Annotated in this window: 28 protein-coding genes; 10 read left to right on the plus strand and 18 right to left on the minus strand. The window is 71.1% G+C overall.

Annotation, left to right across the window (positions count from 1 at the left end):
* Positions 1-22: 22 nt before the first annotated feature.
* Both putP and VGN74_RS09805 read left to right on the plus strand, forming a co-directional pair.
* On the plus strand, positions 23-1531 hold the full coding sequence (gene putP / locus VGN74_RS09800) for a sodium/proline symporter PutP (RefSeq protein WP_327447595.1): 1509 nt from the start codon (positions 23-25) through the stop codon (positions 1529-1531).
* A 60-nt stretch (positions 1532-1591) separates the two neighbouring features.
* Positions 1592-1990 (plus strand): hypothetical protein, encoded by a 399-nt coding sequence (locus VGN74_RS09805; protein ID WP_327447597.1) that lies wholly within the window; start codon positions 1592-1594, stop codon positions 1988-1990.
* Between the two features lie 7 nt (positions 1991-1997).
* Here VGN74_RS09805 and VGN74_RS09810 read toward each other — a convergent pair whose 3' ends face one another.
* From VGN74_RS09810 to VGN74_RS09820, 3 genes are read right to left on the minus strand one after another with little or no spacing between them, the layout of a single operon-like run.
* Positions 1998-2279 carry a DUF427 domain-containing protein gene (locus VGN74_RS09810; protein WP_327447599.1) on the minus strand — a complete coding sequence of 94 codons (282 nt, stop codon included), beginning with the start codon at positions 2277-2279 and terminating at the stop codon, positions 1998-2000.
* Positions 2280-2300: 21 nt separating this feature from the next.
* Complete coding sequence (locus tag VGN74_RS09815; protein ID WP_327447730.1) at positions 2301-3068, minus strand: ABC transporter permease; 768 nt, start codon at positions 3066-3068, stop codon at positions 2301-2303.
* The gene (locus tag VGN74_RS09820) at positions 3068-4003 is read right to left on the minus strand and encodes an ABC transporter ATP-binding protein (protein ID WP_327447601.1); all 936 of its coding nucleotides are present in this window, start codon (positions 4001-4003) and stop codon (positions 3068-3070) included. The genes VGN74_RS09815 and VGN74_RS09820 overlap by 1 nt, the downstream gene beginning before the upstream one ends.
* Before the next feature lie 134 nt (positions 4004-4137).
* On the opposite strand from VGN74_RS09820, the gene VGN74_RS09825 reads away from it, so the two are divergent.
* Positions 4138-4701: a lipocalin family protein gene (locus VGN74_RS09825; RefSeq protein WP_327447603.1), complete on the plus strand. Its 564-nt coding sequence runs from the start codon at positions 4138-4140 to the stop codon at positions 4699-4701.
* A gap of 19 nt (positions 4702-4720) precedes the next feature.
* Positions 4721-6106 carry a sorbosone dehydrogenase family protein gene (locus VGN74_RS09830; protein WP_327447605.1) on the plus strand — a complete coding sequence of 462 codons (1386 nt, stop codon included), beginning with the start codon at positions 4721-4723 and terminating at the stop codon, positions 6104-6106.
* On the opposite strand, the gene VGN74_RS09835 is transcribed toward VGN74_RS09830, so the two are convergent.
* The 4 genes from VGN74_RS09835 to argH form a co-directional block, all read right to left on the minus strand.
* The gene (locus VGN74_RS09835; RefSeq protein ID WP_327447607.1) at positions 6096-6602 is read right to left on the minus strand and encodes a hypothetical protein; all 507 of its coding nucleotides are present in this window, start codon (positions 6600-6602) and stop codon (positions 6096-6098) included. The two genes, VGN74_RS09830 and VGN74_RS09835, sit on opposite strands and share 11 nt — an antisense overlap.
* Before the next feature lie 93 nt (positions 6603-6695).
* Entirely contained in the window at positions 6696-7970 is a 1275-nt protein-coding gene (gene lysA, locus VGN74_RS09840; protein ID WP_327447609.1) for a diaminopimelate decarboxylase, read from the minus strand.
* A gap of 3 nt (positions 7971-7973) precedes the next feature.
* The gene (lptM, locus tag VGN74_RS09845; protein WP_327447611.1) at positions 7974-8168 is read right to left on the minus strand and encodes an LPS translocon maturation chaperone LptM; all 195 of its coding nucleotides are present in this window, start codon (positions 8166-8168) and stop codon (positions 7974-7976) included.
* On the minus strand, positions 8165-9601 hold the full coding sequence (gene argH / locus VGN74_RS09850; RefSeq protein ID WP_327447614.1) for an argininosuccinate lyase: 1437 nt from the start codon (positions 9599-9601) through the stop codon (positions 8165-8167). The genes lptM and argH overlap by 4 nt, the downstream gene beginning before the upstream one ends.
* Here argH and VGN74_RS09855 point away from each other — a divergent pair.
* Complete coding sequence (locus tag VGN74_RS09855; RefSeq protein ID WP_327447616.1) at positions 9600-10229, plus strand: TlpA disulfide reductase family protein; 630 nt, start codon at positions 9600-9602, stop codon at positions 10227-10229. The two genes, argH and VGN74_RS09855, sit on opposite strands and share 2 nt — an antisense overlap.
* A 146-nt stretch (positions 10230-10375) precedes the next feature.
* On the opposite strand, the gene VGN74_RS09860 is transcribed toward VGN74_RS09855, so the two are convergent.
* Both VGN74_RS09860 and VGN74_RS09865 read right to left on the minus strand, forming a co-directional pair.
* A complete protein-coding gene (locus VGN74_RS09860) occupies positions 10376-10678 on the minus strand; it encodes a hypothetical protein (protein ID WP_327447618.1) in 303 nt (100 codons plus the stop codon).
* A gap of 285 nt (positions 10679-10963) precedes the next feature.
* The gene (locus VGN74_RS09865) at positions 10964-11809 is read right to left on the minus strand and encodes an ion transporter (RefSeq protein ID WP_327447620.1); all 846 of its coding nucleotides are present in this window, start codon (positions 11807-11809) and stop codon (positions 10964-10966) included.
* A gap of 63 nt (positions 11810-11872) precedes the next feature.
* Here VGN74_RS09865 and dcm point away from each other — a divergent pair, with 63 nt between their 5' ends.
* From dcm to VGN74_RS09885, 4 genes are all read left to right on the plus strand, one after another.
* Positions 11873-13153 carry a DNA (cytosine-5-)-methyltransferase gene (gene dcm / locus VGN74_RS09870; protein WP_327447622.1) on the plus strand — a complete coding sequence of 427 codons (1281 nt, stop codon included), beginning with the start codon at positions 11873-11875 and terminating at the stop codon, positions 13151-13153.
* Positions 13146-13649: a very short patch repair endonuclease gene (locus VGN74_RS09875; RefSeq protein ID WP_327447624.1), complete on the plus strand. Its 504-nt coding sequence runs from the start codon at positions 13146-13148 to the stop codon at positions 13647-13649. The genes dcm and VGN74_RS09875 overlap by 8 nt, the downstream gene beginning before the upstream one ends.
* On the plus strand, positions 13615-14820 hold the full coding sequence (locus VGN74_RS09880; protein WP_327447626.1) for a type II restriction endonuclease: 1206 nt from the start codon (positions 13615-13617) through the stop codon (positions 14818-14820). Before VGN74_RS09875 ends, VGN74_RS09880 begins: the two co-directional genes overlap by 35 nt.
* 118 nt (positions 14821-14938) lie before the next feature.
* Positions 14939-15331 carry a hypothetical protein gene (locus VGN74_RS09885; RefSeq protein ID WP_327447628.1) on the plus strand — a complete coding sequence of 131 codons (393 nt, stop codon included), beginning with the start codon at positions 14939-14941 and terminating at the stop codon, positions 15329-15331.
* Here the strand turns inward: VGN74_RS09885 and VGN74_RS09890 are convergent.
* From VGN74_RS09890 to VGN74_RS09920, 7 genes are all read right to left on the minus strand, one after another.
* Positions 15328-18906: an ABC transporter permease/M1 family aminopeptidase gene (locus tag VGN74_RS09890; protein WP_327447630.1), complete on the minus strand. Its 3579-nt coding sequence runs from the start codon at positions 18904-18906 to the stop codon at positions 15328-15330. The two genes, VGN74_RS09885 and VGN74_RS09890, sit on opposite strands and share 4 nt — an antisense overlap.
* A gap of 16 nt (positions 18907-18922) precedes the next feature.
* Entirely contained in the window at positions 18923-19801 is an 879-nt protein-coding gene (locus VGN74_RS09895; RefSeq protein ID WP_327447632.1) for an ABC transporter ATP-binding protein, read from the minus strand.
* 361 nt (positions 19802-20162) lie between these two features.
* Positions 20163-21170, minus strand: a complete 1008-nt coding sequence (locus tag VGN74_RS09900; RefSeq protein WP_327447634.1) for a fumarylacetoacetate hydrolase family protein — start codon at positions 21168-21170, stop codon at positions 20163-20165.
* 45 nt (positions 21171-21215) lie between these two features.
* Positions 21216-22049 (minus strand): hypothetical protein, encoded by an 834-nt coding sequence (locus VGN74_RS09905; protein WP_327447636.1) that lies wholly within the window; start codon positions 22047-22049, stop codon positions 21216-21218.
* Between the two features lie 99 nt (positions 22050-22148).
* On the minus strand, positions 22149-22418 hold the full coding sequence (locus VGN74_RS09910) for a hypothetical protein (protein WP_327447638.1): 270 nt from the start codon (positions 22416-22418) through the stop codon (positions 22149-22151).
* The gene (locus tag VGN74_RS09915; protein ID WP_327447640.1) at positions 22409-22882 is read right to left on the minus strand and encodes an isoprenylcysteine carboxylmethyltransferase family protein; all 474 of its coding nucleotides are present in this window, start codon (positions 22880-22882) and stop codon (positions 22409-22411) included. Before VGN74_RS09915 ends, VGN74_RS09910 begins: the two co-directional genes overlap by 10 nt.
* Positions 22882-24036: an isoaspartyl peptidase/L-asparaginase gene (locus tag VGN74_RS09920; RefSeq protein WP_327447642.1), complete on the minus strand. Its 1155-nt coding sequence runs from the start codon at positions 24034-24036 to the stop codon at positions 22882-22884. The genes VGN74_RS09915 and VGN74_RS09920 overlap by 1 nt, the downstream gene beginning before the upstream one ends.
* 25 nt (positions 24037-24061) lie before the next feature.
* Here VGN74_RS09920 and VGN74_RS09925 point away from each other — a divergent pair, with 25 nt between their 5' ends.
* Positions 24062-24283, plus strand: a complete 222-nt coding sequence (locus VGN74_RS09925; RefSeq protein WP_327447644.1) for a hypothetical protein — start codon at positions 24062-24064, stop codon at positions 24281-24283.
* 10 nt (positions 24284-24293) lie between these two features.
* Here the strand turns inward: VGN74_RS09925 and VGN74_RS09930 are convergent, their stop codons facing one another.
* Both VGN74_RS09930 and hppD read right to left on the minus strand, forming a co-directional pair.
* Positions 24294-24473, minus strand: a complete 180-nt coding sequence (locus VGN74_RS09930; RefSeq protein ID WP_327447646.1) for a hypothetical protein — start codon at positions 24471-24473, stop codon at positions 24294-24296.
* A gap of 11 nt (positions 24474-24484) precedes the next feature.
* Positions 24485-25582, minus strand: a complete 1098-nt coding sequence (hppD, locus tag VGN74_RS09935; RefSeq protein WP_327447648.1) for a 4-hydroxyphenylpyruvate dioxygenase — start codon at positions 25580-25582, stop codon at positions 24485-24487.
* Positions 25583-25588 lie beyond the last annotated feature (6 nt).

Here is a 25588-nt window from a genome sequence, read left to right on the forward strand (position 1 = left end):
GGGGACTGCTACCCCGGGTCGCATGGACACCGGCGTTCTCATCTCCCTGTCGATCTACTTCGCCCTGATGCTCGGCATCGGCGTCTATGCCTGGCGCGCCTCCACCGGCGACGTCTCCGGTTACATGCTGGGCGGGCGCAGGATCGGCCCGGCGGTGACGGCCCTGTCGGCGGGCGCCTCGGACATGAGCGGCTGGATCATGCTGGGTCTGCCGGGCGCCGCCTTCGCCTCGGGCCTGTCGGCCGGCTGGATCGCCATCGGGCTGTTTTTCGGGGCCCTGGCCAACTACCTCGTCGTCGCCCCGCGCCTGCGGGTCCATACCGAGCTGGCCGACGACGCCATCACCATTCCGGACTTCCTGGAGAAGCGCTTCGGCGACCGCTCGCGCCTGCTGCGGGTGCTGTCGGCCCTGGTCATCGTCGTCTTCTTCACCCTCTACACCTCGGCCGGTCTGGTGGCCGGGGGCAAGCTGTTCGACAGCGCCTTCGGGGTCGACTACGCCTGGGGCCTGTGGGTCACGGCCGGGGCCGTACTGGCCTATGTGCTGTTCGGCGGCTTCCTCGCTGTCAGCCTGACCGACTTCGTCCAGGGCACGATCATGTTCCTCGCCCTCATCGTCATCCCGGTGGTGGCGATCAGCGGCTCCGGCGGCGTCGGGGCGGTCGAGACGGCGCTGCTGGCCAAGGACCCGGAGATGCTCAACCCGCTGCGCGACGCCTCCTTCCTCGGCCTCGTCTCGCTGCTGGCCTGGGGGCTGGGCTATTTCGGCCAGCCGCATATCATCGTGCGCTTCATGGCCATCCGCTCGGTCGAGGACGTGCCCGCCGCCACCGCCATCGGCATGGGCTGGATGGCGGTCACCGTGACCGGGGCCATGGCCGTCGGCCTGACCGGGGTGGCGTACGCCGCCGCCAACGGCCTGGAGGTCACCGACCCGGAGACCATCTTCATCCTGCTGTCGGACGTGCTGTTCGACCCGCTGGTCACCGGCTTCCTGTTCGCCGCCATCCTCGCCGCGATCATGAGCACCATCTCGTCGCAGCTGCTGGTCTCGTCGAGCTCGCTGGTGGAGGACGCCTACGGCCTGTTCCTGCGCCGCGACGCCGGCCAGGCCGAGCGGGTGCTGGTGGGGCGCCTGGCGGTGCTGGCGGTGGCCCTGGCCGCCATCGGCCTGGCCTGGAACCCCGAGAGCAATGTGCTGGGTCTCGTCGCCAACGCCTGGGCGGGCTTCGGGGCCGCCTTCGGCCCGCTGATCATCCTCGCCCTGACGTGGCGGCGCATGACCCGCAACGGGGCGCTGGCCGGGATGCTGGTGGGCGCCGTCACCGTGCTGGTGTGGATCTACGCCCCGCTCGGCCCGGACGGCGGCCCGCTGAGCGGCGTGGTCTACGAGATCGTGCCCGGCTTCCTGCTGTCCGGCCTGGCCATCGTTCTCGTCAGCCTGCTGGACCGGGCCCCGCCCGCCGCGGTCACCGGGGTGTTCGACGCGGTGCGGGCGCGCCTGTCGCAGCCGGCGGAAAGGGCCCGTTAACCGGCGCGGCGCACCCTCCGGTCACGGGGCCTCCTCCCGGTCCCGCCGGAGGACTGCGTGATGTCGACCAGCGTGACGTCCAGCTATCGACGGCCTCGGGATCATTTCGAGCCGACCGACCTCGATCCGCATGAGCAGCGCCGCCTGCGCGGCCAGCTGGAGCAGATCGACTACACCGCCTTCATCTCCAACCGCGAGGTGATCCCCCAGGTCCTCGGCCTCGGGACCAGGCATGCCGATCCCTCGGCCTTCCAGAAGCTGGCGGTGGCCTCGGCCACGGCGCGGGCGCGCTGGCTGGCGGAGGCGCTGCGCATGACCCAGACCGGCCACACCATCCGTCCGGACGAGGCGCGTCGCCTGCAGGAGCTGCGGCTGGCCTTCGACGAGCTGACCGAGGCTTATGAGGGCCTGCGCCGGGTGGTCGAGCGCGGCTACCTGCCCTACCGCCACACCGAATAGGCGCGGCTCAGCCGACCTGGACGCCGCGCCAGAAGGCGACGCGGTCGCGGATCTCCTCGGCCGCCGATTTCGGCTCGGGATAGTACCAGGCGGCGTTGGGGTTCTCGGCCCCGTCGACCAGCAGGCTGAAATAGTGGGCCGTGCCCTTCCACGGGCACAGGGAGGTGTGCGGGCTGTCGCGCAGCCAGGTCGGGTCGACGGCGCTGCGCGGGAAGTAGTGGTTGCCCTCGACCACCACCGTGTCGTCCGAGCGGGCGATCACCGCCCCGTTCCACGTCGCCGTCACCATCGCGCGTCTCCTTTCGGGAGGTCAGGTCTTGAGACGATAGCCCGTGCGGAAGATCCAGGCGACCACCGCGAGGCAGACCAGCAGGAAGGCCAGGGTGGCCCCGAGGCTGATCCCCGGATGCACGTCGCCGACGCCGAAGAAGGCCCAGCGGAAGCCGGAGATCAGATAGACCACCGGGTTGAACAGGCTCACCGTGCGCCAGATCCCCGGCAGCATGTCGATCGAATAGAAGGCCCCGCCGAGGAAGGTCAGGGGCGTCACGATCAGCATGGGGATGAAGTTCAGCTGCTCGAAGTTCTGGGCCCAGATGCCGATGATGAAGCCGAACAGGCTGAAGGCGGTGGAGATCAGCACGAGGAAGGCCAGCATCCACAGCGGGTGGAGGATCTGCAGCGGCACGAACAGGGCGGCGGTGGCGAGGATCACCAGCCCGAGGATGACCGACTTGGTGGCGGCGGCGCCGACATAGCCCAGCACCGTCTCCAGCGGCGATACCGGGGCCGACAGGATCTCGTAGATGGTGCCGGTGAACTTGGGGAAGTAGATGCCGAACGAGGCGTTGAAGATCGAGTTGGTGAACAGGCTGAGCATGATCAGCCCGGGCACGATGAAGGCGCCGTAGGGCACCTCGGACACCCCGCCCATGCGGCTGCCGATGGCGGCGCCGAACACCACGAAATAGAGCGAGGTGGTGATCACCGGGGTGATGATCGACTGCCAGACGGTGCGCAGGGCGCGCGCCATCTCGAAGCGGTAGATGGCCCAGACGCCATGACCATTGAAGCCCATCACGCCGCCTCCCGCCCGTTGTGGACCAGGCCCACGAAGATGTCCTCCAGCGAGCTCTGGCGCGTCGACAGGTCCTTGAAGCCGATGCCGAGGTCGGTCAGCCGCCGCAGCAGCGACGGCACCCCGGTGCGCTCGGCGTTGGCGTCGAAGGCATACTCCAGCTCATGGCCGTCCGCCTTCAGCGTCAGCGTCCACTCGTCGAGTTCTGGCGGCAGGGCCGTCAGCGGCGTCTGCAGCTGCAGGGTCAGGGTCTTGTGGCCGAGGCGGGTCATCAGGGCGGTCTTGGTGTCGACGAGGATCAGCTCGCCCTTGAGGATCACCCCGATGCGGTCGGCCATCTCCTCGGCCTCCTCGAGGTAGTGGGTGGTCAGGATGATGGTCACGCCCTGGTCGCGCAGGCGGCGCACGAGGGCCCACATGTCGCGGCGCAGCTCGACGTCGACCCCGGCGGTCGGCTCGTCGAGAAACAGGATGTCCGGCTCGTGCGACAGGGCCTTGGCGATCATCACCCGGCGCTTCATGCCCCCGGACAGGGTCATGATCTTCGCATCCTTCTTGTCCCACAGGCTGAGGTCGCGCAGCACCCGCTCGATATGCGCCGGGTCCGGCGCCTTGCCGAACAGGCCGCGGCTGAAGCGGACGGTGGACCAGACGGTCTCGAAGGCGTCGGTGGTCAGCTCCTGCGGCACCAGGCCGATGGCCATCCGCGCCTTGCGCCAGTCCCTGACGATGTCGTGCCCGTCAGCCCGCACCCGGCCCGAGGTGGCGGTTACGAGACCGCAGATGATCGAGATCAGGGTGGTCTTGCCGGCCCCGTTCGGCCCCAGCAGGGCGAAGATCTCGCCCTTGCCGATGGTCAGGTCGACGCCCTTCAGGGCCTGCTGGCCCGAAGGCCAGGTCTTGGTCAGGCCCTCGACCTCGATCACTGCTGTCATGGGCCGCCCCTCCTGCGTCGTCCGGTCGCAGATAGGGGGTGCGAGGCCCCGGCTCAAGCGGCCGCGGCGCCGTGACGGCATCCGCGAGCCCCGGGGCGGCGTATAGGGAAGGTCAGTCCCTGCGGAGATCGCCCGTGAGCCCTCGTCGCCTCAACGCCGCCGCCGTCCGCGCCGCCGCGGTCGCCGTCCTTCTCGCCGCCGGCCTCGCGGCCTGCGTCACCGCCCCGCCGGAGTCCGCCTGGCGGGCCCCGGTCCCGACGAAGCCGGTCGACGCCGAGCGGCTCTGGTCGGGCCGCTGGCTGGAGATCGGCCGCCTGCCCATGAGCATCACCGACGGCTGCGTCGCCGGGGCGTCCAACTATGTCTTCACCGCGCCCGACCGGGTGGCGGTGCGCGACACCTGCCAGCGCGGCACGCCGCAGGGGCGCGAGGTGGCGGTGACCGGCAGCGGCCGCATCCTCGACCCGGGGACCAACGCCCGGCTGCGGGTGCGCTACTTCGGCGGCTTCGTCACCTGGGACTACTGGATCCTCGACCGGGCCGACGACTACAGCTGGTTCATCGCCTCGGACCCGACCTTCGACAAGCTGTTCATCTACACCCGCGAGCTGCCCACCGAGGCCCAGCGGCAGGCGCTGGTGCAGCGCGGCGCGGCGCTGGGCTATGATGTCTCGCGGCTGGAGTTCCCGGCCTTCTGAGCCCGCCCCCGGAGGCGTCATGACCCGTCTGTCCCTCGTCGCCGCGGCGGCCGTCCTGTCGCTGGGCGCCGTCGCGCTCGCCGCCTGCTCCAGCGGGCCGCTGGCGCCGGAGGCGGAGCGCTTCGGGCCGGCCCCGGCCCTGCCGGAGCCCACATCGCGCTGGCTGCCGCTGGTGAAGATCGCGCCGGCCCGGGGCTGGCCGGACGGGCAGCTGCCGACGGCGGCGGCGGGGCTTGAGGTCCAGCCTTTCGCGCGCGGGCTGGAGCATCCGCGCTGGCTCTATGTCCTGCCCAATGGCGACGTGCTGGTGGCCGAGAGCAACGCGCCGGCGCGCGCCGGCGAGGGCGGAGGCGGCCTGCGCGAGCGGGTGGCGCGCTGGATCATGGCCCGGGCCGGGGCGGGGACGCCCAGTCCCGACCGCATCACCCTGCTGCGCGACGCCGACGGGGACGGTGTGGCCGAAGAGCGCCACCTGTTCGCCGACAACCTGACCTCGCCGTTCGGCATGGCCCTGGTCGGGGACCGGCTCTACATCGCCAACGCCGACGCCCTGGTGGTCGCGCCCTACACCCCGGGCCAGACGCGCCTCGTCGCGCCGCCGCAAAAGGTCGCCGACCTGCCCGCCGGCCGCAATCACCACTGGACCAAAAGTCTGGTGGCCGGCCCGGACGGGACGCGCCTCTATGTCGGGGTCGGCTCCAACTCCAACATCGCCGAGTTCGGGCTGGAGGAGGAGGTCAACCGCGCCGCCATCCTCGAGATCGATCCGGCGACGGGGACGGTCGGGGTCTATGCCTCGGGCCTGCGCAACCCGGTCGGCCTGGACTGGAACCCGGTCACCGGCGAGCTGTGGACCGCGGTCAACGAGCGCGACGAACTCGGCAACGACCTGCCGCCGGACTACATGACCTCGGTGCGGCGCGGCGAGTTCTTCGGCTGGCCGTGGAGCTACTGGGGCCGGACCGTGGACACGCGGGTGCAGCCGGAGAACCCGGCCGCCGTGGCCCGGGCGCGCACGCCGGACTATGCCCTGGGAGCCCACACCGCCTCGCTCGGCCTGACCTTCGCCGACGGGGCGCGGCTGGGGCCCGACTTCGCTGACGGGGTGTTCGTCGGCCAGCACGGCTCGTGGAACCGCACGCCCCGCAGCGGCTACAAGGTGATCTTCGTGCCCTTCGCCGACGGCCGCCCGGCCGGTCCGCCGCGCGATGTCCTGACCGGCTTCCTCAGCGACCGGGGCGAGGCGCTTGGCCGCCCCGTCGGCGTCATCGTCGACGCCCGGGGCGGCCTGCTGGTCGCCGATGACGTCGGCGACGCCGTGTGGCGGGTCAGGGCGGGGCGGCGACCGCGCCGCCTCAGGCGGACGGCGGGGCGATCACGACCTGCGGCGCGGGCTACGGCGTAGCCGCGGGTGTGGCGCTCTCCGGATAGGGCCGCGGTCCGACCGGTTCCGCCGGGGCCGGTGCGGCCGGTTCAGCCGCGATCGGCGCCGCAGCCCGGGCCGGAGCCGGGCGGGGCGCAGGGCGCGGCGCCACGGCGGGCGGCTCGGCCGCCGCGGGCGGGCTGACCGGGGCCGGGGGCGCAGGCGGCGTCACGGAGGTCTCCAGCCCCGCTGCCTCCAGCGGAGCGGCGGCGACCTCCGGGGCCGGTTCGGCGATCAGGGGCGCCGAGGCGGGCTCGGTGGCGTATTCGGCGCCGCCGATCGGCTCGACCGGCTCGGCGGTCATGGCCACCACGCCGATGCCCGTCAGGCTCAGGGCGGCCACGGGGAGCATCACCATCCAGGCGCGCACGCCGCGCTGGCGGGGCCGCCGGGCATAGACCGGCGTATAGGTCTCGGCCTGGGCCTGGGCCGGCGTCGCGGCCGTCGGATCGGTGGGGCGGTAGTCCTGCATCGTCATCTTGACCTCCTCAGGTGTGGTCAAGGAACGAGGTCCGCCGAGTGCGGGTTGCCGGCGCCGCGAAAGCATACCGATTGCGCCACAGCTGTGGCCTTACCGCAGCCACTCCGGGACGTGGTCGCGGGCCAGCATCTCGGCCCAGGTGGGGCGCGGGCGGACCACGGCGTGGCGGGGGCCGTCGACCAGCACCTCGGGCACCAGCGGGCGGGTGTTGTACTCGCTGGACATCACCGCCCCGTAGGCGCCGGCGCCGGTGAACACCACCAGATCCCCGGCGGCCAGCGGCGGCAGCGGCCGGCCGCGGGCGAAGGTGTCGCCGGTCTCGCACACCGGCCCGACGATGTCGTAGGGGCGCGGGTCGCCGTCGCGGGCGACCACCGGCTTCACCTCGTGGAAGGCGTCGTACATGGCCGGGCGGACGAGGTCGTTCATGGCCGCGTCCAGCACCAGGAAGCGGCGGCCGTCGGCGCGTTCGGTGATCTGGATCACCCGGCTGAGCAGCACCCCGGCGTTGGCGGCCAGCAGGCGGCCGGGCTCGAACGCCGCCTCCACCTCCAGCCCGTCCAGCACCCGCGCGGTCATGGCCGCGTAGTCGGCCGGGGAGGCGGTCTGCGCCCCGCCGGAATAGGGCACGCCCAGCCCGCCGCCGAGGTCCAGCCGCGTCACCTCCAGCCCCTGGCTGCGCAGGGTGCGGGTCATGTCGGCCAGCAGGCGGAAGGCGGCCTCCAGCGGGGCCAGGTCGGTGATCTGGCTGCCGATGTGGCAGGCGAGGCCGACCGGGACGACATGCGGGCTGGCGGCGGCGCGGGCGTAGAGGGCCAGGGCCTCGTCCGCCGGCACGCCGAACTTGTCGCCCTCGCCGCCGGTGGTGATCTTGGCGTGGCCGCCGGCGCCGACCTTGGGATTGACCCGCAGCGCCACGGCCGGGGCGGCGCCCGCCGCGGCGGCGACGGCGATCAGCCGGTCCAGCTCGGCGGCGCTCTCGACATTGATCTGGCGCACGCCCGCGGCGATGGCGAAGGCCAGCTCGCCGTCGGTCTTGCCCACGCCGGAGAAGATGATGCGGTCCGCCGGCACCCCCGCCGCCAGCGCCCGGCGGATCTCGCCCTCGGACACCGTGTCCGCGCCCGAGCCCTCACGGGCCAGGGTGGCGAGGACGGCGAGGTTGGAGTTGGCCTTGACCGCGAAGGCGACCAGCGCCCCCTTCAGGCAGGCGTGGGCCTCCAGCGCGTCGCGCAGCACCCGGTAGTGCCGCGTCAGGGTGGCGGTGGAATAGACATAGGCCGGCGTGCCGACCGTGGCCGCCAGCGTCTCCAGCGGGACGTCCTCGGCGTGGAGGGCGCCGTCGCGATACTGGAAGTGGTCCAAGGCCTACTGCGGCTCCCGGCCCGCGGCGCTGCCGCCGAAGGGGTTGGACGGGCCGCCGTCGATCGGCTGCTGGCTGGAGGGGCGGTTGACGGTGCCCGGCTCGACCGGGCCCGGCTCGTTGAGGTCGCCCATGCGGCCGCAGCCGGCCAAAGCCGCCGCGGCGGCCAGGATGAGAAGAACGCCCTTCTTTGCGGTCATGACAGACGCGACCTCCATTCCGCGATGCGCGCGCGGACCCCGTCCGGCGCGGTCCCCCCGTAACTCAGGCGACTGGCGCACGAAGCCCCAGCCGACAGCACGTTGTAAACCGCCTCGGTGACGCGCGGCTCCAGCGCGGTCAGTTCGGCCAGCGGCAGTTGCGCCAGATCCACGCCCAGCGCCTCGGCGCGCTTCACCGCCGCGCCGGTGACATGGTGCGCCTGGCGGAACGGCAGGTTCAGCTCGCGCACCAGCCAGTCGGCCAGGTCGGTGGCGGTGGAATAGCCCGAGCCCGCCGCCGCGGCCATGCGCTCGACGTTGGGCCGCAGGGCCGCGACCATGGCGGTCATGGCGTCCAGCGCCAGATCGAGCGCGTCGAAGGCCTCGAACACCGGCGGCTTGTCCTCCTGCATGTCCTTGGAATAGGCCAGCGGCAGGCCCTTCATCACCGTGGTCAGGGCGACCAGCGCCCCGGTGATGCGCCCGGTCTTGGCCCGCACCAGCTCGGCCGCGTCCGGATTGCGCTTCTGCGGCATGATCGAGGAGCCGGTGGTCAGGTGGTCCGGCAGGGTGACGAAGCCGAACTGCGGCGTCATCCAAACCACGATCTCCTCGGCCAGCCGCGACAGGTGGCCGGCGCAGATCGAGGCCGCCGCCAGGCTCTCCAGGGCGAAGTCCCGGTCCGACACCGCGTCCAGCGAATTGGCCATCGGCCGGTCGAAGCCGAGCTCGGCGGCGGTCATGTGCCGGTCGATGGGGAAGGGCGAGCCGGCCAGGGCCGCGGCCCCCAGCGGGCTCTCGTTCAGCCGCGCCCGGGCGTCGGCGAAGCGGCCGTGATCGCGCCCGAACATCTCCACATAGGCCATCAGATGGTGGCCGAAGGTCACCGGCTGGGCCGGCTGCAGGTGCGTGAAGCCCGGCATCAGGTCGGCCGCATGCTGCTCCGCCCGGTCCAGCAGCGCGCCCTGCAGCCCCCTCAGCCGCTCCAGCGTACGGTCGCAGGCGTCGCGCACCCACAGGCGGAAGTCGGTGGCCACCTGGTCGTTGCGGCTGCGCGCCGTGTGCAGCCGGCCCGACGGCGCGCCGATCAGCTCGGCCAGCCGGGCCTCCACATTCATGTGGATGTCCTCGTATTCGTCGCGGAACGGGAAGGTCCCGTCGCGCATCTCGCCCTCGATGCGGTCCAGCCCGCCGAGGATCGCCGCCCCGTCCTCCGCCGTCAGGATCCCCTGCGCCATCAGCATGCGGCAATGGGCCCGCGAGCCCCTGAGGTCCTGTTCCCACAGGCGCTGGTCGACGCCGATCGAGACGTTGATCGCCTGCATGATCTCGGCGGGCTTGGCGTTGAAGCGCCCGCCCCATAGTGTCTGGCCCGCGCCGGTCGCGCCCTCGGGCTTCCCGGCGGCGGTCGACGCGTTGGAATCAGAAGTCATGGCGGTCTCGGGCAAATTCGGCTGGGCGGTGGCGGGGCTCGGCGCGCTGGTGCTGGTCGGCGGCGGCGCGCTGGCGACCCTATACGCGACAAAGAGCGGCCCTTTCAAAGCCGATGACGGCCCGGCCCCGCAAAGCGCGCTGGCCCGCTTCGCCGTCGGCCCCCTGTCGCGGCTCGAGGCTCCGGCCGACACCCCGATCGCGCCGGACCATGTGTTCTACGACCGTGAGGGCGCCGAGGTCCGCCTCGCCGACTTCCGCGGCAAGGTGGTGGTGGTGAACCTGTGGGCCATGTGGTGCGCCCCGTGCCGCACCGAGATGCCCACCCTGCAGCGTCTGGCCGAGGCCTACGCCGCCGACGACCGGCTGGTGGTGCTGCCGATCAATGTCGACACCGGCGAGGACGCCATCGCGGACGCGAAGAGCTTCATCGACGTGCACGCGCCCCTGCCGATGTATTCGGACCCCAGCTTCCAGCTGCCCTTCCTGTTCGTCGATCCGGGCAAGATGCCCCAGACCCTCCTGATCGACCGCCAGGGCCGCGTCCGCGCCGCCTTCTCCGGCGAGGCCGACTGGGCCGGCCCCGAAGCCCGCGCCCTGGTCGACGCCCTGCTGGCGGAAGAGGGGTAGGGGGCGGGCGGTAGGGAGGCCCCTCCGTCTCGCCGGCTTCGCCGCCGATCCACCTCCCCATTGCATGGGGAGGAGAACGCCTTTCCTCCCCACGTCAGTGGGGAGGGGGACCGCGAAGCGGTGGAGGGGCCGTCGAGCCCCCCGCCTCAGTTCCCGCGCTCGGCCTCGGCCCGGGCGTCGAGTTCGGCGCGGGTCTCGGTAGCCTCCTCGGCCATGGCGTCGGTGGCCTGGTCGATCTCCTGACCGGCCTCGCGGGCGCCGGCCTCGATGGCCGCGCCGACCTGGGCGGCCTCCTCGCCGACCGCCGCCCCGAAGCGCTCGGCCCCGGTCTCCAGCTCCTGGCCGGTCTCGGCCGCCTCGGCCTCGGCGCGCTCTTCCTCGGCGGGCGTACAGGCGGCGGCCCCGAGCGCCAGCAGGGCGGCGGCGGTGACGATGGCGATGCGGGTCATGGGAACTCCCTCCGGTGACGTTGAACCGTCGCCGTAACGCCGGGGGCGGTATGAGGGTTGCGGCGCTACCGTTCCTCCCCCGCAGGGGGAGGGGGACCGTCCGGAGGACGGCGGAGGGGGCCGATCCCCCACGGCGGCGTGCGGCCCCCCTCCGTCTCGCCGGCTGCGCCGGCGATCCACCTCCCCCTGTGGGGGAGGAATGAACAGGCGCAGCCCCGCCACGTCGCCGTGCCCGTCGTGCCTTCGCTGTGGCCGCTGTGATCCCTTGAAGGCCCGAAGCCCCCCTCAGCGCCGCTTCAGCCCGGTCGCCAGCCCGGCGATCTCGGCGCGCAGGGCGGCGATTTCGCCACGGAGGGCGGCGAGGTCGGCGGTCTCCTCGGCGTGGATGCGGCGCCGCTCGGCGTCCGCGGCCTCCAGCTCGGCGGCCAGACCCTCGCGTTCCGCCTTCGCCTCCTCCTCGTGCCCGCTCTGCATGGCGTTGACGACGATGCCGATGAACAGGTTCAGCATGGTGAAGGTCGTGCACAGGATGAAGGGCACGAAGAACAGCCAGGCCCAGCCGTACACCTCCATCACCGGCCGCACGATGCCCATGGACCAGCTCTCCAGCGTCATCACCTGGAACAGGGTGTAGGCCGAGGCCGGGATCGAGCCGAACCACTCCGGGAAGCTGGCTCCGAACAGCTTGGTCGCCATCACCGAGGCGACATAGAAGATCAGCGTCAGCAGCAGCACGATCGAGCCCATCCCCGGCAGGGCGGTGATCAGCGCCCCCACCACCCGCCGCAGCGACGGCACCAGGGTGATGACCCGCAGCACCCGCAGGATGCGCAGCGCCCGCAGCACGGAGAAGGCCCCCGCCGACGGGACCAGCGCCACCGCCACCACCGCCAGGTCGAACAGGCTCCACGGGTCGCGGAAGAAGGCCAGCCGGTGCACGATCACCCGCGCCACGATCTCGACGACGAAGATCGCCAGCAGCAGGCTGTCGAGCGTCACCAGCAGCCCCCCGGCCCGGGCCATCACCCACGGGCTGGTCTCCAGCCCGAGGATCACGGCGTTGAGCACGATCAGGGCGAGGATGATGCGCTCGGTGCGCGGCGAGAGAACCAGCGACCTCAGACGGTCCACGACGAGCCTCCGTTCAGGAACGGCGCCTCATGCCGTGGCGGAGGGGCGGGGGCAAGGTGGGGGGTGACGGCGCGCCGCGTGTGTTCCCGCCTTGTTCTCCTGGCTGAATCTCCCCAGTCTGTCAGACTCATCAAAGCGCGGGAATCAGCCGTGTCGGAGTACGCCCTCATGGTGAAGCAGGCTGGCCAGGCCGTCGCAGATCGCGCCGTCGCCTTGGGCTATATTGACGGCCCGGAACGGGCGTCCGGGCCGCAGCCGAGGCTGAAGCTTGTGCGCGGGGGCGGCGATGACGCCGCCGACTTCACCTTCATCGATCTGTTCGCCGGAATCGGCGGGCTGCGTCGGGGCTTTGAGGCGATCGGCGGACGCTGCGTCTTCACCTCGGAGTGGGACAAGTACAGCCAGAAGACCTACCGGGCGAACTTCCCGAACGACGATCACGAGATAAACGGCGACATCACCAAGGTCGATGTGGCGGACATCCCGACGCATGACGTGCTGTTGGCCGGCTTCCCTTGCCAGCCCTTTTCCATCGCCGGCGTGTCGAAGAAGAACGCCCTCGGGCGCGCCCACGGCTTTGCCGATGCGACCCAGGGCACCCTCTTCTTTGATGTGGCCCGCATCATCGCCCATCACCGGCCGGCGGCGTTCCTGCTGGAGAACGTCCGCAATCTTGTGAGCCACGATAAGGGGCGGACGTTCGAGACGATCCGGCAGGTGCTGACCGAGGAGCTGGGCTACACCATCGACTTCCGCATCATCGACGGCCGGCACTGGACGCCCCAGCACCGGGAGCGGATCTTCATCGTCGGCTTTCGCGAGGACCAGGGGTTCCGCTTCGCCGACATGAACGTGCCGGACGCTGCCCCGAAACTCGGCGATATCCTCCACCCGGGTGACGGGTCGGAGGCGCCGGACCAGCGATTCACCGTCGGCAACTCCGGACGCGTCGCGGACAAGTACACCCTGACAGATCATCTCTGGGGCTACCTCCGGCGATACAAGGAGAAGCACCAGGCTGCCGGGAACGGCTTCGGGTTTGGTCTTGTTGGACCCAACGATGTGGCCCGCACCCTGTCAGCCCGCTACTACAAGGACGGCTCGGAAATCCTCGTCGCGCAGGAAGATGGACGGCCGCCGCGCCGGCTGACGCCGCGCGAGTGCGCCCGCCTGATGGGCTTTGATGCGCCACGCGGCGCGGACTTCATCATCCCGGTGTCGGACACCCAGGCCTATCGCCAGTTCGGCAACTCGGTGGTGGTGCCGGCCGTGACCGCCATCGCGGAACATATGAAGCCGCACCTGACGAAGGCGCTGGCGGGACGACGGTCCGCGGATGGCTGACGTCGTCGATCCGGCGACGCGGAGCCGGATGATGTCGGGCATCCGGGGCAAGAATACCCGGCCGGAGATGCTCATCCGCCGGGCCCTCCACGCCCGGGGCTTTCGTTATCGACTCCACTGCAAGGACCTGCCCGGCAAGCCCGACCTCTGCCTGCCGAAGTATCGCGCCGTGATCTTCGTTCATGGCTGCTTCTGGCACGGCCATGACTGCCACCTGTTCAAATGGCCGAAGACGCGACCGGACTTCTGGGAAGCCAAGGTGCGGCGGAACCGGGAAGTGGGCGCGGCCGCTGTGGAACGTCTGACAGCAGAGGGTTGGCGCGTGGCGACGGTGTGGGAGTGTGCGCTGAAGGGCAAAGAGAGGTTGCCCTTTGACGAGGTGATCGACACCCTCGCGTTGTGGCTGACAGGGACCTCGTCGGCGCTGGATGTTCGGGGGAACGATGTCCTCAGCGACGAATTTGGCCGACTGGATCGCGCGGTTCGCCCAGCCTGAGCATATCTGGTTCGCAAAAAGACTTTCCGCCAACGACACGGGTCAGACAAAGGGGCATCAGGCTGGCCCTTATGTGCCCAAGGATCTGCTTTTCAGCGTCTTGCCGACCCTGCGGGACGAGGCGGTCGAGAACCCGCGCATCGTGCTTGAGGCCCGTACGGACTCCCATGGCGACATCCGGCCTGTAACGGCGATCTGGTACAACGGACGTCTGTTTGGGAAGACCCGAAACGAGGCCAGGGTTACGGGCTGGGGCGGTCATCGTTCGCCCCTCCTCGACCCTCGTGCAACGGGCGCTCTCGCAATCTTCGTTTTCGCTGACGGAGCGGTCGGCGCGGCGACTGCCTTGCATATCTGGCTCGCAGATGGGGCCAATAACGCCGACGATCTACTTGAGGATTTGATCGGTCCGGTAGAGCCGGGCACCCACGTGATCTGGCAGCCGGGCACGCCTGCGAGAATCGTCGGGCGGGCGAGAGTCGCATCTTGCCAGCTGGCTGCGTCGCAGCTTCCCTCGGCTTGGCTGGATGCCTTTCCTTCGGCTTCCGAGATCGTACGGAAGTCGGTCGATCTTCGCCCGCTTGGCCGGGAAACGGCAGATGTCCGCCTACTACGTCGGCGGGACTGCGAGTTCGAGATTTTCAAGGCTGTCGAACAGGCGCTCGTCGGGCCGCGGGTTTCTCAAGGCTTCAACGGGCTCGATGACTTCCTCGCGCTCGCGCAGACGGTTCTTCAGCGTCGCAAGTCCCGGTCGGGCCGGTCTCTGGAGTTGCACGCTCGGGAGATCTTCATCGAGGAAGGTCTGGAGGAGGGCGTCGACTTCAGCCACGGAGGCCAAACAGAGGGCGGCAAGAAGCCGGACTTCCTGTTCCCGGCCTCCGCCGCCTATCACGACCCCTCCTGGCCGGCGGACCGGCTCCGGATGCTCGGGGCCAAGACGACGGCGCGGGACCGCTGGCGTCAGATCCTCAACGAGGCGGACCGCATTCCGGTCAAGCACCTGCTGACCCTGCAGGAGGGGGTGTCCGTCCCGCAGTTCGCCGAGATGACGGCGGCCGGGGTCAAGCTGGTCGTGCCTGAGCCGCTGTTGAAGGCGTATCCGGCGGCGGTCCGGCCCGAACTGGTCAGCCTGCGCAGCTTCGTCGCCGAGGTCCGGGGGTTGCGGCGCTAGCGACAGCCGCGTGTCGGTCACACAGTCACGCGCCCCCTCCCCGCCGTTACCGAAACATCCCCGCCCGTGTTACATCCCCCTGTCCGCGCAACCGGGCGGGCGGGGCGACGGTGCGGGCATGCAGGTGACGGTCGAGATCGCGGCGGCGCGGGAGCGGGTGATCTTCCGCGTGCCGGCGGGGGCGCGCTGGGCCACCTTCGAGGCGGCGGCGACGGCGACGCTGGAGGGGCGGCCCGAGACCGCCGACTGGAGCTGGCTGATCGATGACGAGGGGCCGATCGAGGATGTCGAGGCCGACGGTATGATGCGGCTGGCGGCCCTGTTCCGCCGCTTGAGCCGGTTCCCCGAGCGGCGCCGCTGGACGGTGATCGTCACCTCCGACCCGCACTTTCCCGAATGGGCGCGGGTGATGGACCTGCACCACGGCGCGCGGCGCCACCTGGCGGCCCCGACCGCCGCCGCGGCCGGGGCCTTGCTGGACCGGCTGGAGGGGCCGGAACCGATCCCCTAGTTCACCCCCCGCACATTGTCGTCCGAGTTGCGGTCGATCCATTTGTTGTAGGGGTCGACGCCGACGTGGGTGGGGCGCGTGGCGGTGGTGAAGCGCAGGGTCTGGGTTCCGCTGCGGATCGGGCGGCGCTCCAGCACCAGGACGTCTTCCGCGTCGAAGGCGGCGCGGCCGGGCTCGGCGGTGAACAGGCCGACGTCGAAGGTCTCGTTCAGCGGGGCCTCGGTCTCGACGCCCTGGCCGTCGGCGTAGAGCTTGCGCGCCTCGACCGTCAGGACGACGTCGAAACGGCCGTCCGGGCGGTCGGTGACGGCCACGTCCGCGACCTTCACATCATACAGGGTGATGCGCTGGAACAGGTCGGTGATCAGGGCCTGTTTGTCGGCCGGGGCCTCGGCGCGCAGGGCGGCGATGAGGTCCAGCGAGCGCGGGTAGGGGGCGGAGCGGAAGGCGTGGTCGGCGATGACGCGGCGCAGGGCGGCGTTGACCGCGGCCTCGCCGATCTGGTCGCGCAGCAGGTACATGACCAGCCCGCCCTTCTGGTAGTGGATGTAGCCCTGGTTCTCGACCCGGTAGAGGGGCAGCTCTTCCAGGACCTCGGAGCCGCGGGCGCCCAGGTAGTTGTCCAGCTCGTACTTGAGGAAGCGGCGGATCTGGTCGGGGCCGTAGAGCTGCTCCATCACCATCAGGGCGCCGTACTGGGCCAGGGTCTCGCTGAGGACCGTGGAGCCCTGCATGTCGGCCCCGACCACCTGGTGGGCCCACCACTGGTGCGCCAGCTCGTGCGCCGTGACGTACGAGACGTAGTCGATCTTCTCCCCGGACTCGTCGAGCTTGGCGATGAAGCCGATGCTCTCGGAGTAGGGCATGGTGTTGGCGAAGGCCTGGGCGAAGCTGGCGTAGGCCGGGAACTCGAGGATGCGGGCCTGGCGGAACTGGTAGCGGCTGAAATTGGCCTGGAAGTAGTCCAGTCCGGCCGCCAGGGCGTTCTGCATGCGCTCGACGTTCCAGGGGTGCTGGCGGTCGTAATAGATGGCCAGCTCGACCCCGTCGTGCATGCGCCGGGCGATCTCGTAGTCCGCCGACTGCACCGAGAAGAAGTGCAGGATCGGGGCCTCGGAGACGAAGCGCGCGGTGCGGCGGTCGCCCTGGGTGACGTCGGACACCTTGTAGCCGGGGGCGATCGGGGTCTGGCCGGCGACGGTGGTGATGGTGATGTCCGAGCGGACCCAGTCGGCGTTGGCGACGTAGTTGCGGGCCTGGGCCGAGACATCCTCCAGCTTCGCCATCCGCACCTCTTCCGGCAGGCCGTTGCGGCGGCGGACATTGCGGTCGCGCAGCAGGCCCGAGCGGCTCATGCCGAGGCTGGGCGCGAAGGTGAAGTTGTTGATAAATGTGCCGTTTCCGACGATCTCGGTCAGGTTGCCCGAGGCCCGGAAGCCGCGCTGCGCCACCTCGGTGACGAAGCTCAGGGTGCGGCGCTCGCCGGGGGCCAGCGGCCGGTCCAGCGTCAGGATGCGGTAGTTGAAGCGGTCGTAGAGGCGGCCGGGGCGTGAGCCGTCCAGCGCCACGTCGATGACGCGGGTGTCGCGGTCGAAGCGCAGGTGCACCTCGGTCATCGGCGTGTCGGAGCGGTTCTCCAGCACATATTCGCCGCGGGTCTCGAGGCGCGGGCCGTAGGGGTCGAGATCCAGCACCAGCCTGACCTCGGCGATGTTCGGCTGCGGCGTGGCCTCATAGGCCAGCAGGGCCTTCTCGTAGTCGGCCAGCCAGCGCTCGCCCTCGCGCCCGTTGCGGTACTCGTTCCAGACATTGGTGTTGACGAAGATGAAGGCGCCCATGGCCACGAAGGCCACGGCGGCGACCCCCGCGGTCACGCCCGCCGGGCCCTTCAGCCGGGCCGGGGCGCGGCGCAGGCGCGGCAGCAGCCGGGTCTCGGTCCCGCGCCGCCACAGGGCGTAGGCGATGACCACCAGGATGACGGCGAAGGCGCTCCAGTAGGCGTCCAGCCAGGTGCGACCGATCCAGAAGGTCCCCATGCCGTTCATGTCGGACAGGGGCACGCCGATCCCGGCGCCGTAGTTGTACAGCGGGTGATCGAAGCCGAGGCTGGAGGTGACGATACGGCTGATCAGATAGACCAGCATGACGCCCCAGCCGATGAACTTGTGCGGCACCAGGGCCTGGATGAACACCGCCAGCACGGCGAGGTGCACGACGCCGATCGTCTCCGGCAGGACGTACCAGAGCAGGTACTTGTCGAGCTCGAAGTCGGTCACGCCCTTGATCAGCTGGGCGGCCATGCCGGCGACGACGCTGGCCAGCAGAAGGGCAAGAAGGACCAGCGAAATGGCGAGCGTCTTGGGCAGGACGAAGGCCCAGTCCGGCACCGCCGTGGCGTCGACGATCTCGTGGGTGCGGCGCTCGCGCTCGCGCCAGACCAGCTCGCCGGCGTAATAGATGGCGACGATGATCGGGATGAAGGTGAAGGCGCCCTGCAGGGTCTGGACCACCAGCCGGGTCACCAGCCAGGTCTCGGCCCCGTAGAGCGAGCCGGCGAACAGCAGCGAGCCGACGCTGTTGAACAGGCCCAGCGCGAGCAGGACGAAGAAGGCCGGGCTCTTGAACACCTGGCCCATCTCGAAGCGGGTGCGGGCGATCAGCTGGACGCGGGCGGCGGCGCCGTCGAAGCGGGGCGCGGGCAGGGGGCCGGCGGCGACGGGGGCCCCGGCGGCGGCGTCGGCCACGGCCTTCAGCTTCTCGGCCTTCTGCAGCTTCGCGCCGCGGGTCTCGAAGCGGAACAGGACAAAGCCGGCGACGAGGGCGGCCAGCGCCACGCCCAGCACCAGCACGCGGTTCCACAGGAACAGGCCCTCGAGGCCCAGCAGGCGCGTGTTGCGCTCGGCGGCGGTCCAGTACTCGGTGGCCAGGCCGTAGGCCGAGCCGCCGAACGGCTCCAGCAGGGCGACCGTGTCCTCCAGCTCCGGCCGGCTGCCGAGGCTGCCGAGGGTCAGATAGGCGATCAGGAAGCCGACGACGCCGACATAGGTCCACATCATCGACCGCGTGACGGTGGCGACGGCGAAGAACAGGGCCCCGGTCAGCAGCAGGTTGGGCAGGGCCAGGGTCAGCAGCGGCTGGACGTAGTGCCACAGCACGTTCGGCCCCAGCGTCTCCGGATCCACCCACGGCATCAGGGTGCCGATGAACGTCCCGAGCGGTACGGTCAGGAAGCACAGGCAGGCGGCGGCCATGGCCCCGGTGAAGCGGCCGATCAGATAGTCGAACTTGCCGACCCGGGTGGCGCGGATGATCGGGCCGTAGCCGGTCTCGGCGTCGCGCACGACCACATTGGCGACGAAGGCCGTGGTCACGAACATGAAGAACAGCGACCAGATCATGGTCGAGAAGCTCAGCGCATAGGGGCTGTTCTCCTTGACGTTGCCGAGGCCGCCAAGGCTGATCTGGTCGCTGGCGACCACCCCGAAGCTCAGCAGCAGGAACAGGATGCCCACCACCCAGAACACCGGCTGGCGGGTCTGGTAGCGGAATTCAAAGGCCGCGACGGCGCCGAACATGGGCTTTCCCTCCGGCTCAGGCGGCGCGGCGCGAGGCGGCGAGGGTCGAGAAGTAGACGTCCTCAAGCCCGCCATCGACGCGTTCGAAGCCTTCGCCCGGATCGGCGTCGGCCAGCACATGGATCACCGTCTTCCCGGCGAACAGGCGGGTCGAGATGACCTCGTAGCGGGCGCGGTGCTCCTCCAGCGCCGCCTTGTCGATGGTCTTCTTCCAGACCCGCCCGGCCAGGGCCTGCATCAGCTCCGCCGGGGCGCCCTCCAGCTGGATGCGGCCGCCGGCCAGCACCGCCATCTTCGGGCACAGGTCGGCCACGTCCTCGACGATGTGGGTCGACAGGATGACCACCACGTTCTCGCCGATCTCGGCCAGCAGGTTGAGGAAGCGGTTGCGCTCCTCCGGATCGAGGCCGGCGGTCGGCTCGTCGACGATGATCAGCTGCGGCTGGCCGATCAGGGCCTGGGCGATGCCGAAGCGCTGGCGCATGCCGCCGGAAAAGCCGGCCACGGCCTTCTTGCGCACGGCCCAGAGGTTGACCTGGTTGAGCAGGCTCTCGACCGTTTCCTTGCGCGCCTTGCCGTCGGTCACCCCCTTGAGGATGGCCATGTGGTCCAGCAGCTCGTACGCCGAGACCCGCGGATAGACGCCGAAGTCCTGGGGCAGGTAGCCGAGGGTGCGGCGCAGCTGGTCCGGCTGCGCGATGACGTCGATGTCGCCGAAGCGGATGGTCCCGGAGGTCGGGGTCTGCAGGGTGGCGATCGAGCGCATCAGGGTCGACTTGCCCGCCCCGTTGGGGCCCAGCAGGCCGAACATGCCCTTGGGCACCTGCAGCGACACGCCGTCGAGCGCGCGCGTGCCATTGCCATAGACGTGAACGAGATCGGTGACGGTGAGCAACGCCGGCCCCCCCTTGGCGTGGATGTTCGGGCGGAACAGTGAGCCCGGGGGAGGGGGCGGGGCAAGTTACGGATTGGACAGGGGGGCGCTGGTGTGGCCGGCGGGGCGCGGGAGGCGGGTGCGCCGCTCGCGCGCAGCCGTTGCCTGTCGTGGGCCCACCCCCACCCAACCCTCCCCCATCGAGGGGGAGGGCTTTGGCGGGACTACGGGCGAGAGTTCCTCCCCCGCAGGGGGAGGTGGCTCGGCGGCGAAGCCGACGAGACGGAGGGGGCGGAGCCTCCCCGTGGCGGGCATCCCCCCCCCAACCACGCTGCGCGTGGTCCCCCTCCCCCTGTGGGGGAGGAAGGGAGGGCTTTGGGCCTCAGACCGCCTCCACCACCTGCTCGATGGCGCCGAAGATGGAGTGGTGCTTCTCGTCCAGCATCTCGATGCGGACGACGTCGCCGGGCTTGAGGAAGGGCGTCTCGGGCTTGCCGCGCAGGATCGTCTCGACGGTGCGGACCTCGGCGATGCAGGAGTAGCCCAGCCCGCCCTCGGCGACGGGGCGGCCGGGGCCGCCGTCGGCGTCGCGGTTGGAGACGGTGCCCGAGCCGAGGATCGACCCGGCCCCGAGGGCGCGGGTCTTCGCCAGATGCGCGATCAGGGTCCCGAAGTCGAAGGTCATGTCGACGCCGGCGTCGGCGCGGCCGAACGGGGCGCCGTTCAGGTCCACCGACAGGGCCCCGCGCAGCTTGCCGTCGGTCCAGCGGTCGCCGAGGGCGTCCGGGGTGACAAACACCGGCGACAGGGCGCTGGCCGGCTTGGACTGGACGAAGCCGAAGCCCTTGGCCAGCTCGGCCGGGATCAGATTGCGCAGGGACACGTCGTTGACCAGGCCGACGAGGCGGACGGCGGCGAGGGCCTCCTCGCGCGAGGCGCCCAGCGGCACGTCGCCGGTGACCACCACCACCTCGGCCTCGAGGTCGCAGCCCCAGGCCTCGTCCTTCAGCGGGATCGGGTCGCGCGGGGCGAGGAAGCCGTCGGAGCCGCCCTGGTACATCAGCGGGTCGGTCCAGAAGCTCTCGGGCATCTCGGCGCCGCGGGCCTGCCGCACCAGCTGGACGTGGTTCACATAGGCCGAGCCGTCGGCCCACTGATAGGCGCGCGGCAGGGGGGCGTCGGCGTCGCGCTCGTGGAAGCGCCCGCGCGGCACGGCGCCGTGCTCCAGGCTCTCGGCCAGGGCGCGCAGCTGGGGCTCGCAGCGGTCCCAGTCATCGAGCGCCGCCTGCAGCGTCGGGGCGATCAGGAAGGCGTCGGTGAACCAGGCGAGGTCCTGCGAGACGACCACGAGGCGGCCGTCGCGGCCGTGCTTGAGCGAGGCGAGTTTCATGCCCTCAGGCTTAGGAGCTTTCGCCGGGCTTGGGAACGGGGCGCGTCAGTGGCCGTGGCCATGACCGTGGCCGTGACCATCGTGGGCATGGGGGGCGGGGCGTGGCGGCGGGGTGGTGAGGGCCTTGAGGACGTCGCGCAGCTCGGCCTTGCGTGGGGCGGCGTCCGCCCACCAGCCGTGGAACTGGCGCACCGCGAGGGCGAGGGCCTCGACCTGCTGGCGATGGGTCATCTGCTCCGTCCGCCGATCCGGCGGCGGCGGCGGAGGTGGTGGCGGCGGGGGCGGCGGAGGCGGAGGCGGGGGCACGGTCCCGCCGTCACCGCCGCCGCCCGGCGGGACGTTGCCGGAGGTCAGTCCGCCGCCGACGACATTGACGATCACGGGCGCGGACGTGGCGGCGGCCGCGGCGGCGGCCGCGGCGGCGGCGCCGCAGGTGCAGGCGGGCCCGCAGCGGCAGGGCGGCGGCGGCGGCGGAGGTGGTGGAGGCGGCGGCGGCGTGACGACGTCCCGCTGGCCGGCGATGGCCTGGTCGAGCGCCTTGACCGGCCCCCCGGCCCCCTTGGCCACCAGGAGGAGCGGGCCGAGATGGGTGTCGATCTTCCGCCGCAGGAGCTGGGCCCGCGCGAGCAGCTCGCTGTCGCCGGCGCTCATCGCCAGGATGGCGGCCTGCAGGATCTCACGGTGGATGGCGTCGATCACGTCGGCCGGCTTGCGCCCGCCGCCCCAGGTCCGCCCGGCCAGCCAGGCGGCCGCAATGGCGGCGACCCCCACCACGCCCAGCAGCAGGGTCAGCAGCGGGTCGACCCCCATGACGAGCTCGGGCGAGACCGGCTCCAGGCCGTATCCGGCGTCCGGGAAGTCTGTCGGATAGGCCGTCATCTCGCTCCTCCGCCCGCCGGGGCGCCCCGGTGCGGGCATGATGCCGCCTGCCGCCCGGGGTGCAACGGAAAAGGTTAATGGTGACCCGTGACGGTGCCGCTACGGCGTCAGGATGGCGCGCGCCTCGGCCCCGGCGCGGCCCGCACCCGGCAGGTCGCGCACCTCGACCTCGACCAGCACCTCGCCGCCGGGGGCGCCGGCCCAGAGATAGCGGCGCAGCACCTCGACCTCCCGGCCCGAGGGGGCGAAGCCGACGAAGCTGTCGCCCCAGGGAGTGATGCGGCGCACCTCGGCGAAGCTCAGGGCGCAGGCGGCGTCCAGCTCCTCCTGCGCCATCACGGCCAGTTCGTCGTCGGGGCTCACAGCCATCGCCGCACCGACCGCGCGTAGGCCGCATAGGCGTCGCCGAACTTCGAGGCGAGGTACCTTTCCTCGCGGGCGATGACGAAGCGGTCGACCACGATCAGGCAGGGGAACAGGAAGGCCAAGGCCATCGGGCTGTCGATGCCGAGGGCGAAGCCGGTGTAGGCGAGGCCGAAGCCGAGATAGATCGGGTTGCGACTGAAGCGATAGGGCCCGGCGGCGACGATCGCCGTGGAGGGCTTCCACGGCTCCACCGCCGTGCCGGCGCGACGGAAGGTGAAGGCGGCGGCGCCGTCCAGCATCAGGCCGGCGGCGATCAGCGCCACGGCGCCAATGCGACGGATCTGGTCCGGCAGGCCCAGCGACGGCTCGCCGATCAGCCAGCCCAGCCCGGCCCCGGCCGCGAGAAAGCCGAGATAGATGAGCGGCGGCGGGGCGATGACGCCGGGGATGTCCTTCGCGCTGGCCATCACTCCTCGTCCGCGTAGATGGCGACGCGCGGCGCGCCGCCGGCGACGACCGCGCCGCGGTACATGCCGGAGGTGTTCATGGCGAAGGCGATGTCGCCGTCGGGGCCGAGCACGATGACGCCACCGCTGCCGCCGAGGGACGCAACGTCATCAATCTCCCAGCTGGCGGCGGTCTGGGTGATCCGAAGGCGGTGCCGGCAACCGGCTTCATCCGGCTCGCCGGCACAGGCCATGGCGGCTCCGGCGTCGTTGGCGGCGTGATCTCCGGGCGACATGCGTTGATGCGCGCCGATCGCCGCGCAGATGTCCCGCGCGACCGTGGCGCGGATGAAGTACTCGCCGTCGCCGGTGGCCGAAACGGCGCAGCCGTCGGCGTTGGAGGCGTAGGTGCCGGCGCCGATGACCGGCACGTCGCCGACCCGACCCCAGCGCTTGGCGGTCATGCCGCCGGTCGAGGTGCCGGCGGCGAGGCGGCCCTCGCGGTCCAGCGCCACGGCGCCGACGGTGCCGAACTTGCGCTCGTCCAGCGGGGGCTGGGGTAGAGCGGCCATGGCCCCCGGACTCTGCGCGCCGGCGGGGCGCTCCGGGACCGGCTCGCCGCGCTCGCGCAGGGTGCGCTCGAGCGCTCGCCAGCGGCTCTCGGTGAAGAAGAAGGCCGGATCGACCTGCTCCAGACCCCGGGCCGCGGCGAAGGTCTCGGCCCCCTCGCCGATCAGCATGACGTGGGGGGACTGTTCCATCACCGCCCGGGCGGCGGCGATCGGATGGCGGGTGCGGGTCAGGCCGGCCACGGCCCCGGCGTTGCGGGTCGGTCCGTCCATGACCGCGGCGTCCAGCTCGTTGCGGCCGGCGCCGGTGAAGACCGCGCCCCGCCCGGCGTTGAACAGGGGATCGTCCTCCATCAGCTGGACCGCCGCCTGCACGGCATCGAGGGCCGAGCCGCCGGCCTCCAGCACCGCGGCCCCGGCGTCGAGGGCCCGCTGCAGCGACGCGCGGTAGGCCGCGTCCTGCTCCGGCGACAGGTTCTGGCGCTCGATCACCCCGGCGCCGCCGTGGATGGCCAGGGCCCAGGCGGGCCGCTCCGGCGCGGCGTTCTGGGCCGCCGCCGGGGCGGCGAGCAGGAGGGTGGCGGCGAGGGCGAGTCTGGCCAGCATGGCGTGTTCCTGCTACGTTCCGGACATGTCAGAGGAGGCGACCATCGTCGGTCCGGCGCTGGAGAAAATCCAGACGCAACTGACGCGGCTGGCAGAAGATGTGGCCAGTCTGCGGGAAGAGGTCCGGCACGTCAGGACGCGTCTCTCTGCGGTTGAGGAGACCGTCGTGTCCCTGAACCGCCGGATGGACGGGTTTGACGTCCGTCTCGAGCGCATCGAGCGTCGGCTGGACATCGTCGAGGTCTGAGCCGGCGGCGCTATTCCGGCCGGCGGTGGTGCCAGCGCTTCCACAGACGATAGCCGATGATCGGCAGGAAGCCGACCGCCGTGGCCACGAGGATCAGCAGCCAGACATTGGGCTCGGACCGCCCCAGCACGCCGGCGGTGACGCCGGCGACCGGGGGGCCGAGGAAGGGCAGCCAGGAGGGCGGGCGCACGCGGCCGGGCCTCAGGCCTCGACCTTGATGACGCCGCGCCGGATCTGGTCCAGCTCGATGGAGTCGAACAGCGCCTGGAAGTTGCCCTCGCCGAAGGCCTGGTTGCCCTTGCGCTGGATGATCTCGAAGAAGATCGGGCCGAAGGTGTCCTGGGTGAAGATCTGCAGCAGGATGCCGTCCTGGTCCGAGCCGTCGATCAGGATGCGGTTCCTGCGCATGCGCTCGACGTCCTCGCCGTGGTTCGGCAGGCGCTTGTCGATCAGCTCGAAGTAGGTCTCGATCGTGTCCTGGAAGGCGATGCCGCGGCGGCGCAGTTCCTCGACGGTCTCGAAGATGTTGTCGGTGGCCAGGGCGATGTGCTGGATGCCCTCGCCGTTGTAGCGGCGCAGGAATTCCTCGATCTGGCTGTTCTCGTCCTGGCTCTCGTTGAGCGGGATGCGGATGGCCTTGTCGGGGGCGATCATGGCCTGGCTGAACAGGCCGGTCGCCTTGCCCTTGATGTCGAAGTACTTCTGTTCCTGGAAGTTGAACACGCCGCCGTAGAAGCCCGACCAGGCCCGCATCTGGCCGCGGCGGACGTTGTGGGTCAGGTGGTCCAGCAGATAGAGGCCCACGCCGTTCTTGCGTTCGGCCTCTTCCCAGCCCTCGATCTCGTTCCAGCCGTCATAGAGCGAGCCGGCCTCGCCATAGGCGTCGACCAGATAGAGCAGCGAGCCGCCGATGCCCTGCAGCACATAGGGGTAGTCGCCGCCGAGGGCCCCGCCGGCGTGGGCCTCGGCCGGGCGGGCGCCGCGCGCCACCGCGCCTTCCCAGGCCGCCTTGGCGTCGGCGACGCGGAAGGCCATGCCGTTGGCCGAGGGGCCGTGGTCGTGGGCGAACTCACCGGCCTGACCCGCGGGCGAGCGGTTCACGAGCATGGTGATGTCGCCCTGCTTCAGGCGCACCACGTCATTGGCCGGGTTCACATGGGTCTGGACGAAGCCCATCAGCTCCAGCCGTTCGACCATGGCCTGCGGCTCGGGGCCGGTGAACTCGACGAACTCGAAGCCGTCGACGCCGAGCGGATTGTCCGCGTCGAGGCGCTGGGCGGGGGTCAGGTCGTCAGCCATCGGGCG

This window comes from Brevundimonas sp., from assembly GCF_035998205.1.
Classification (GTDB): Bacteria; Pseudomonadota; Alphaproteobacteria; order Caulobacterales; family Caulobacteraceae; genus Brevundimonas.

Bases quoted from the DNA above. Each gene is read 5' to 3' on its own strand.
- putP (WP_327447595.1), top strand. From the start codon at position 23: ATGGACACCGGCGTTCTCATCTCCCTGTCGATCTACTTCGCCCTGATG.
- VGN74_RS09805 (WP_327447597.1), top strand. From the start codon at position 1,592: ATGTCGACCAGCGTGACGTCCAGCTATCGACGGCCTCGGGATCATTTC.
- VGN74_RS09810 (WP_327447599.1), bottom strand. From the start codon at position 2,279: ATGGTGACGGCGACGTGGAACGGGGCGGTGATCGCCCGCTCGGACGAC.
- VGN74_RS09815 (WP_327447730.1), bottom strand. From the start codon at position 3,068: ATGGGCTTCAATGGTCATGGCGTCTGGGCCATCTACCGCTTCGAGATG.
- VGN74_RS09820 (WP_327447601.1), bottom strand. From the start codon at position 4,003: ATGACAGCAGTGATCGAGGTCGAGGGCCTGACCAAGACCTGGCCTTCG.
- VGN74_RS09830 (WP_327447605.1), top strand. From the start codon at position 4,721: ATGACCCGTCTGTCCCTCGTCGCCGCGGCGGCCGTCCTGTCGCTGGGC.
- VGN74_RS09835 (WP_327447607.1), bottom strand. From the start codon at position 6,602: ATGACGATGCAGGACTACCGCCCCACCGATCCGACGGCCGCGACGCCG.
- lptM (WP_327447611.1), bottom strand. From the start codon at position 8,168: ATGACCGCAAAGAAGGGCGTTCTTCTCATCCTGGCCGCCGCGGCGGCT.
- VGN74_RS09855 (WP_327447616.1), top strand. From the start codon at position 9,600: ATGGCGGTCTCGGGCAAATTCGGCTGGGCGGTGGCGGGGCTCGGCGCG.
- argH (WP_327447614.1), bottom strand. From the start codon at position 9,601: ATGACTTCTGATTCCAACGCGTCGACCGCCGCCGGGAAGCCCGAGGGC.
- VGN74_RS09860 (WP_327447618.1), bottom strand. From the start codon at position 10,678: ATGACCCGCATCGCCATCGTCACCGCCGCCGCCCTGCTGGCGCTCGGG.
- VGN74_RS09875 (WP_327447624.1), top strand. From the start codon at position 13,146: ATGGCTGACGTCGTCGATCCGGCGACGCGGAGCCGGATGATGTCGGGC.
- VGN74_RS09885 (WP_327447628.1), top strand. From the start codon at position 14,939: ATGCAGGTGACGGTCGAGATCGCGGCGGCGCGGGAGCGGGTGATCTTC.
- VGN74_RS09890 (WP_327447630.1), bottom strand. From the start codon at position 18,906: ATGTTCGGCGCCGTCGCGGCCTTTGAATTCCGCTACCAGACCCGCCAG.
- VGN74_RS09900 (WP_327447634.1), bottom strand. From the start codon at position 21,170: ATGAAACTCGCCTCGCTCAAGCACGGCCGCGACGGCCGCCTCGTGGTC.
- VGN74_RS09905 (WP_327447636.1), bottom strand. From the start codon at position 22,049: ATGACGGCCTATCCGACAGACTTCCCGGACGCCGGATACGGCCTGGAG.
- VGN74_RS09910 (WP_327447638.1), bottom strand. From the start codon at position 22,418: ATGGCTGTGAGCCCCGACGACGAACTGGCCGTGATGGCGCAGGAGGAG.
- VGN74_RS09915 (WP_327447640.1), bottom strand. From the start codon at position 22,882: ATGGCCAGCGCGAAGGACATCCCCGGCGTCATCGCCCCGCCGCCGCTC.
- VGN74_RS09920 (WP_327447642.1), bottom strand. From the start codon at position 24,036: ATGCTGGCCAGACTCGCCCTCGCCGCCACCCTCCTGCTCGCCGCCCCG.
- VGN74_RS09925 (WP_327447644.1), top strand. From the start codon at position 24,062: ATGTCAGAGGAGGCGACCATCGTCGGTCCGGCGCTGGAGAAAATCCAG.
- hppD (WP_327447648.1), bottom strand. From the start codon at position 25,582: ATGGCTGACGACCTGACCCCCGCCCAGCGCCTCGACGCGGACAATCCG.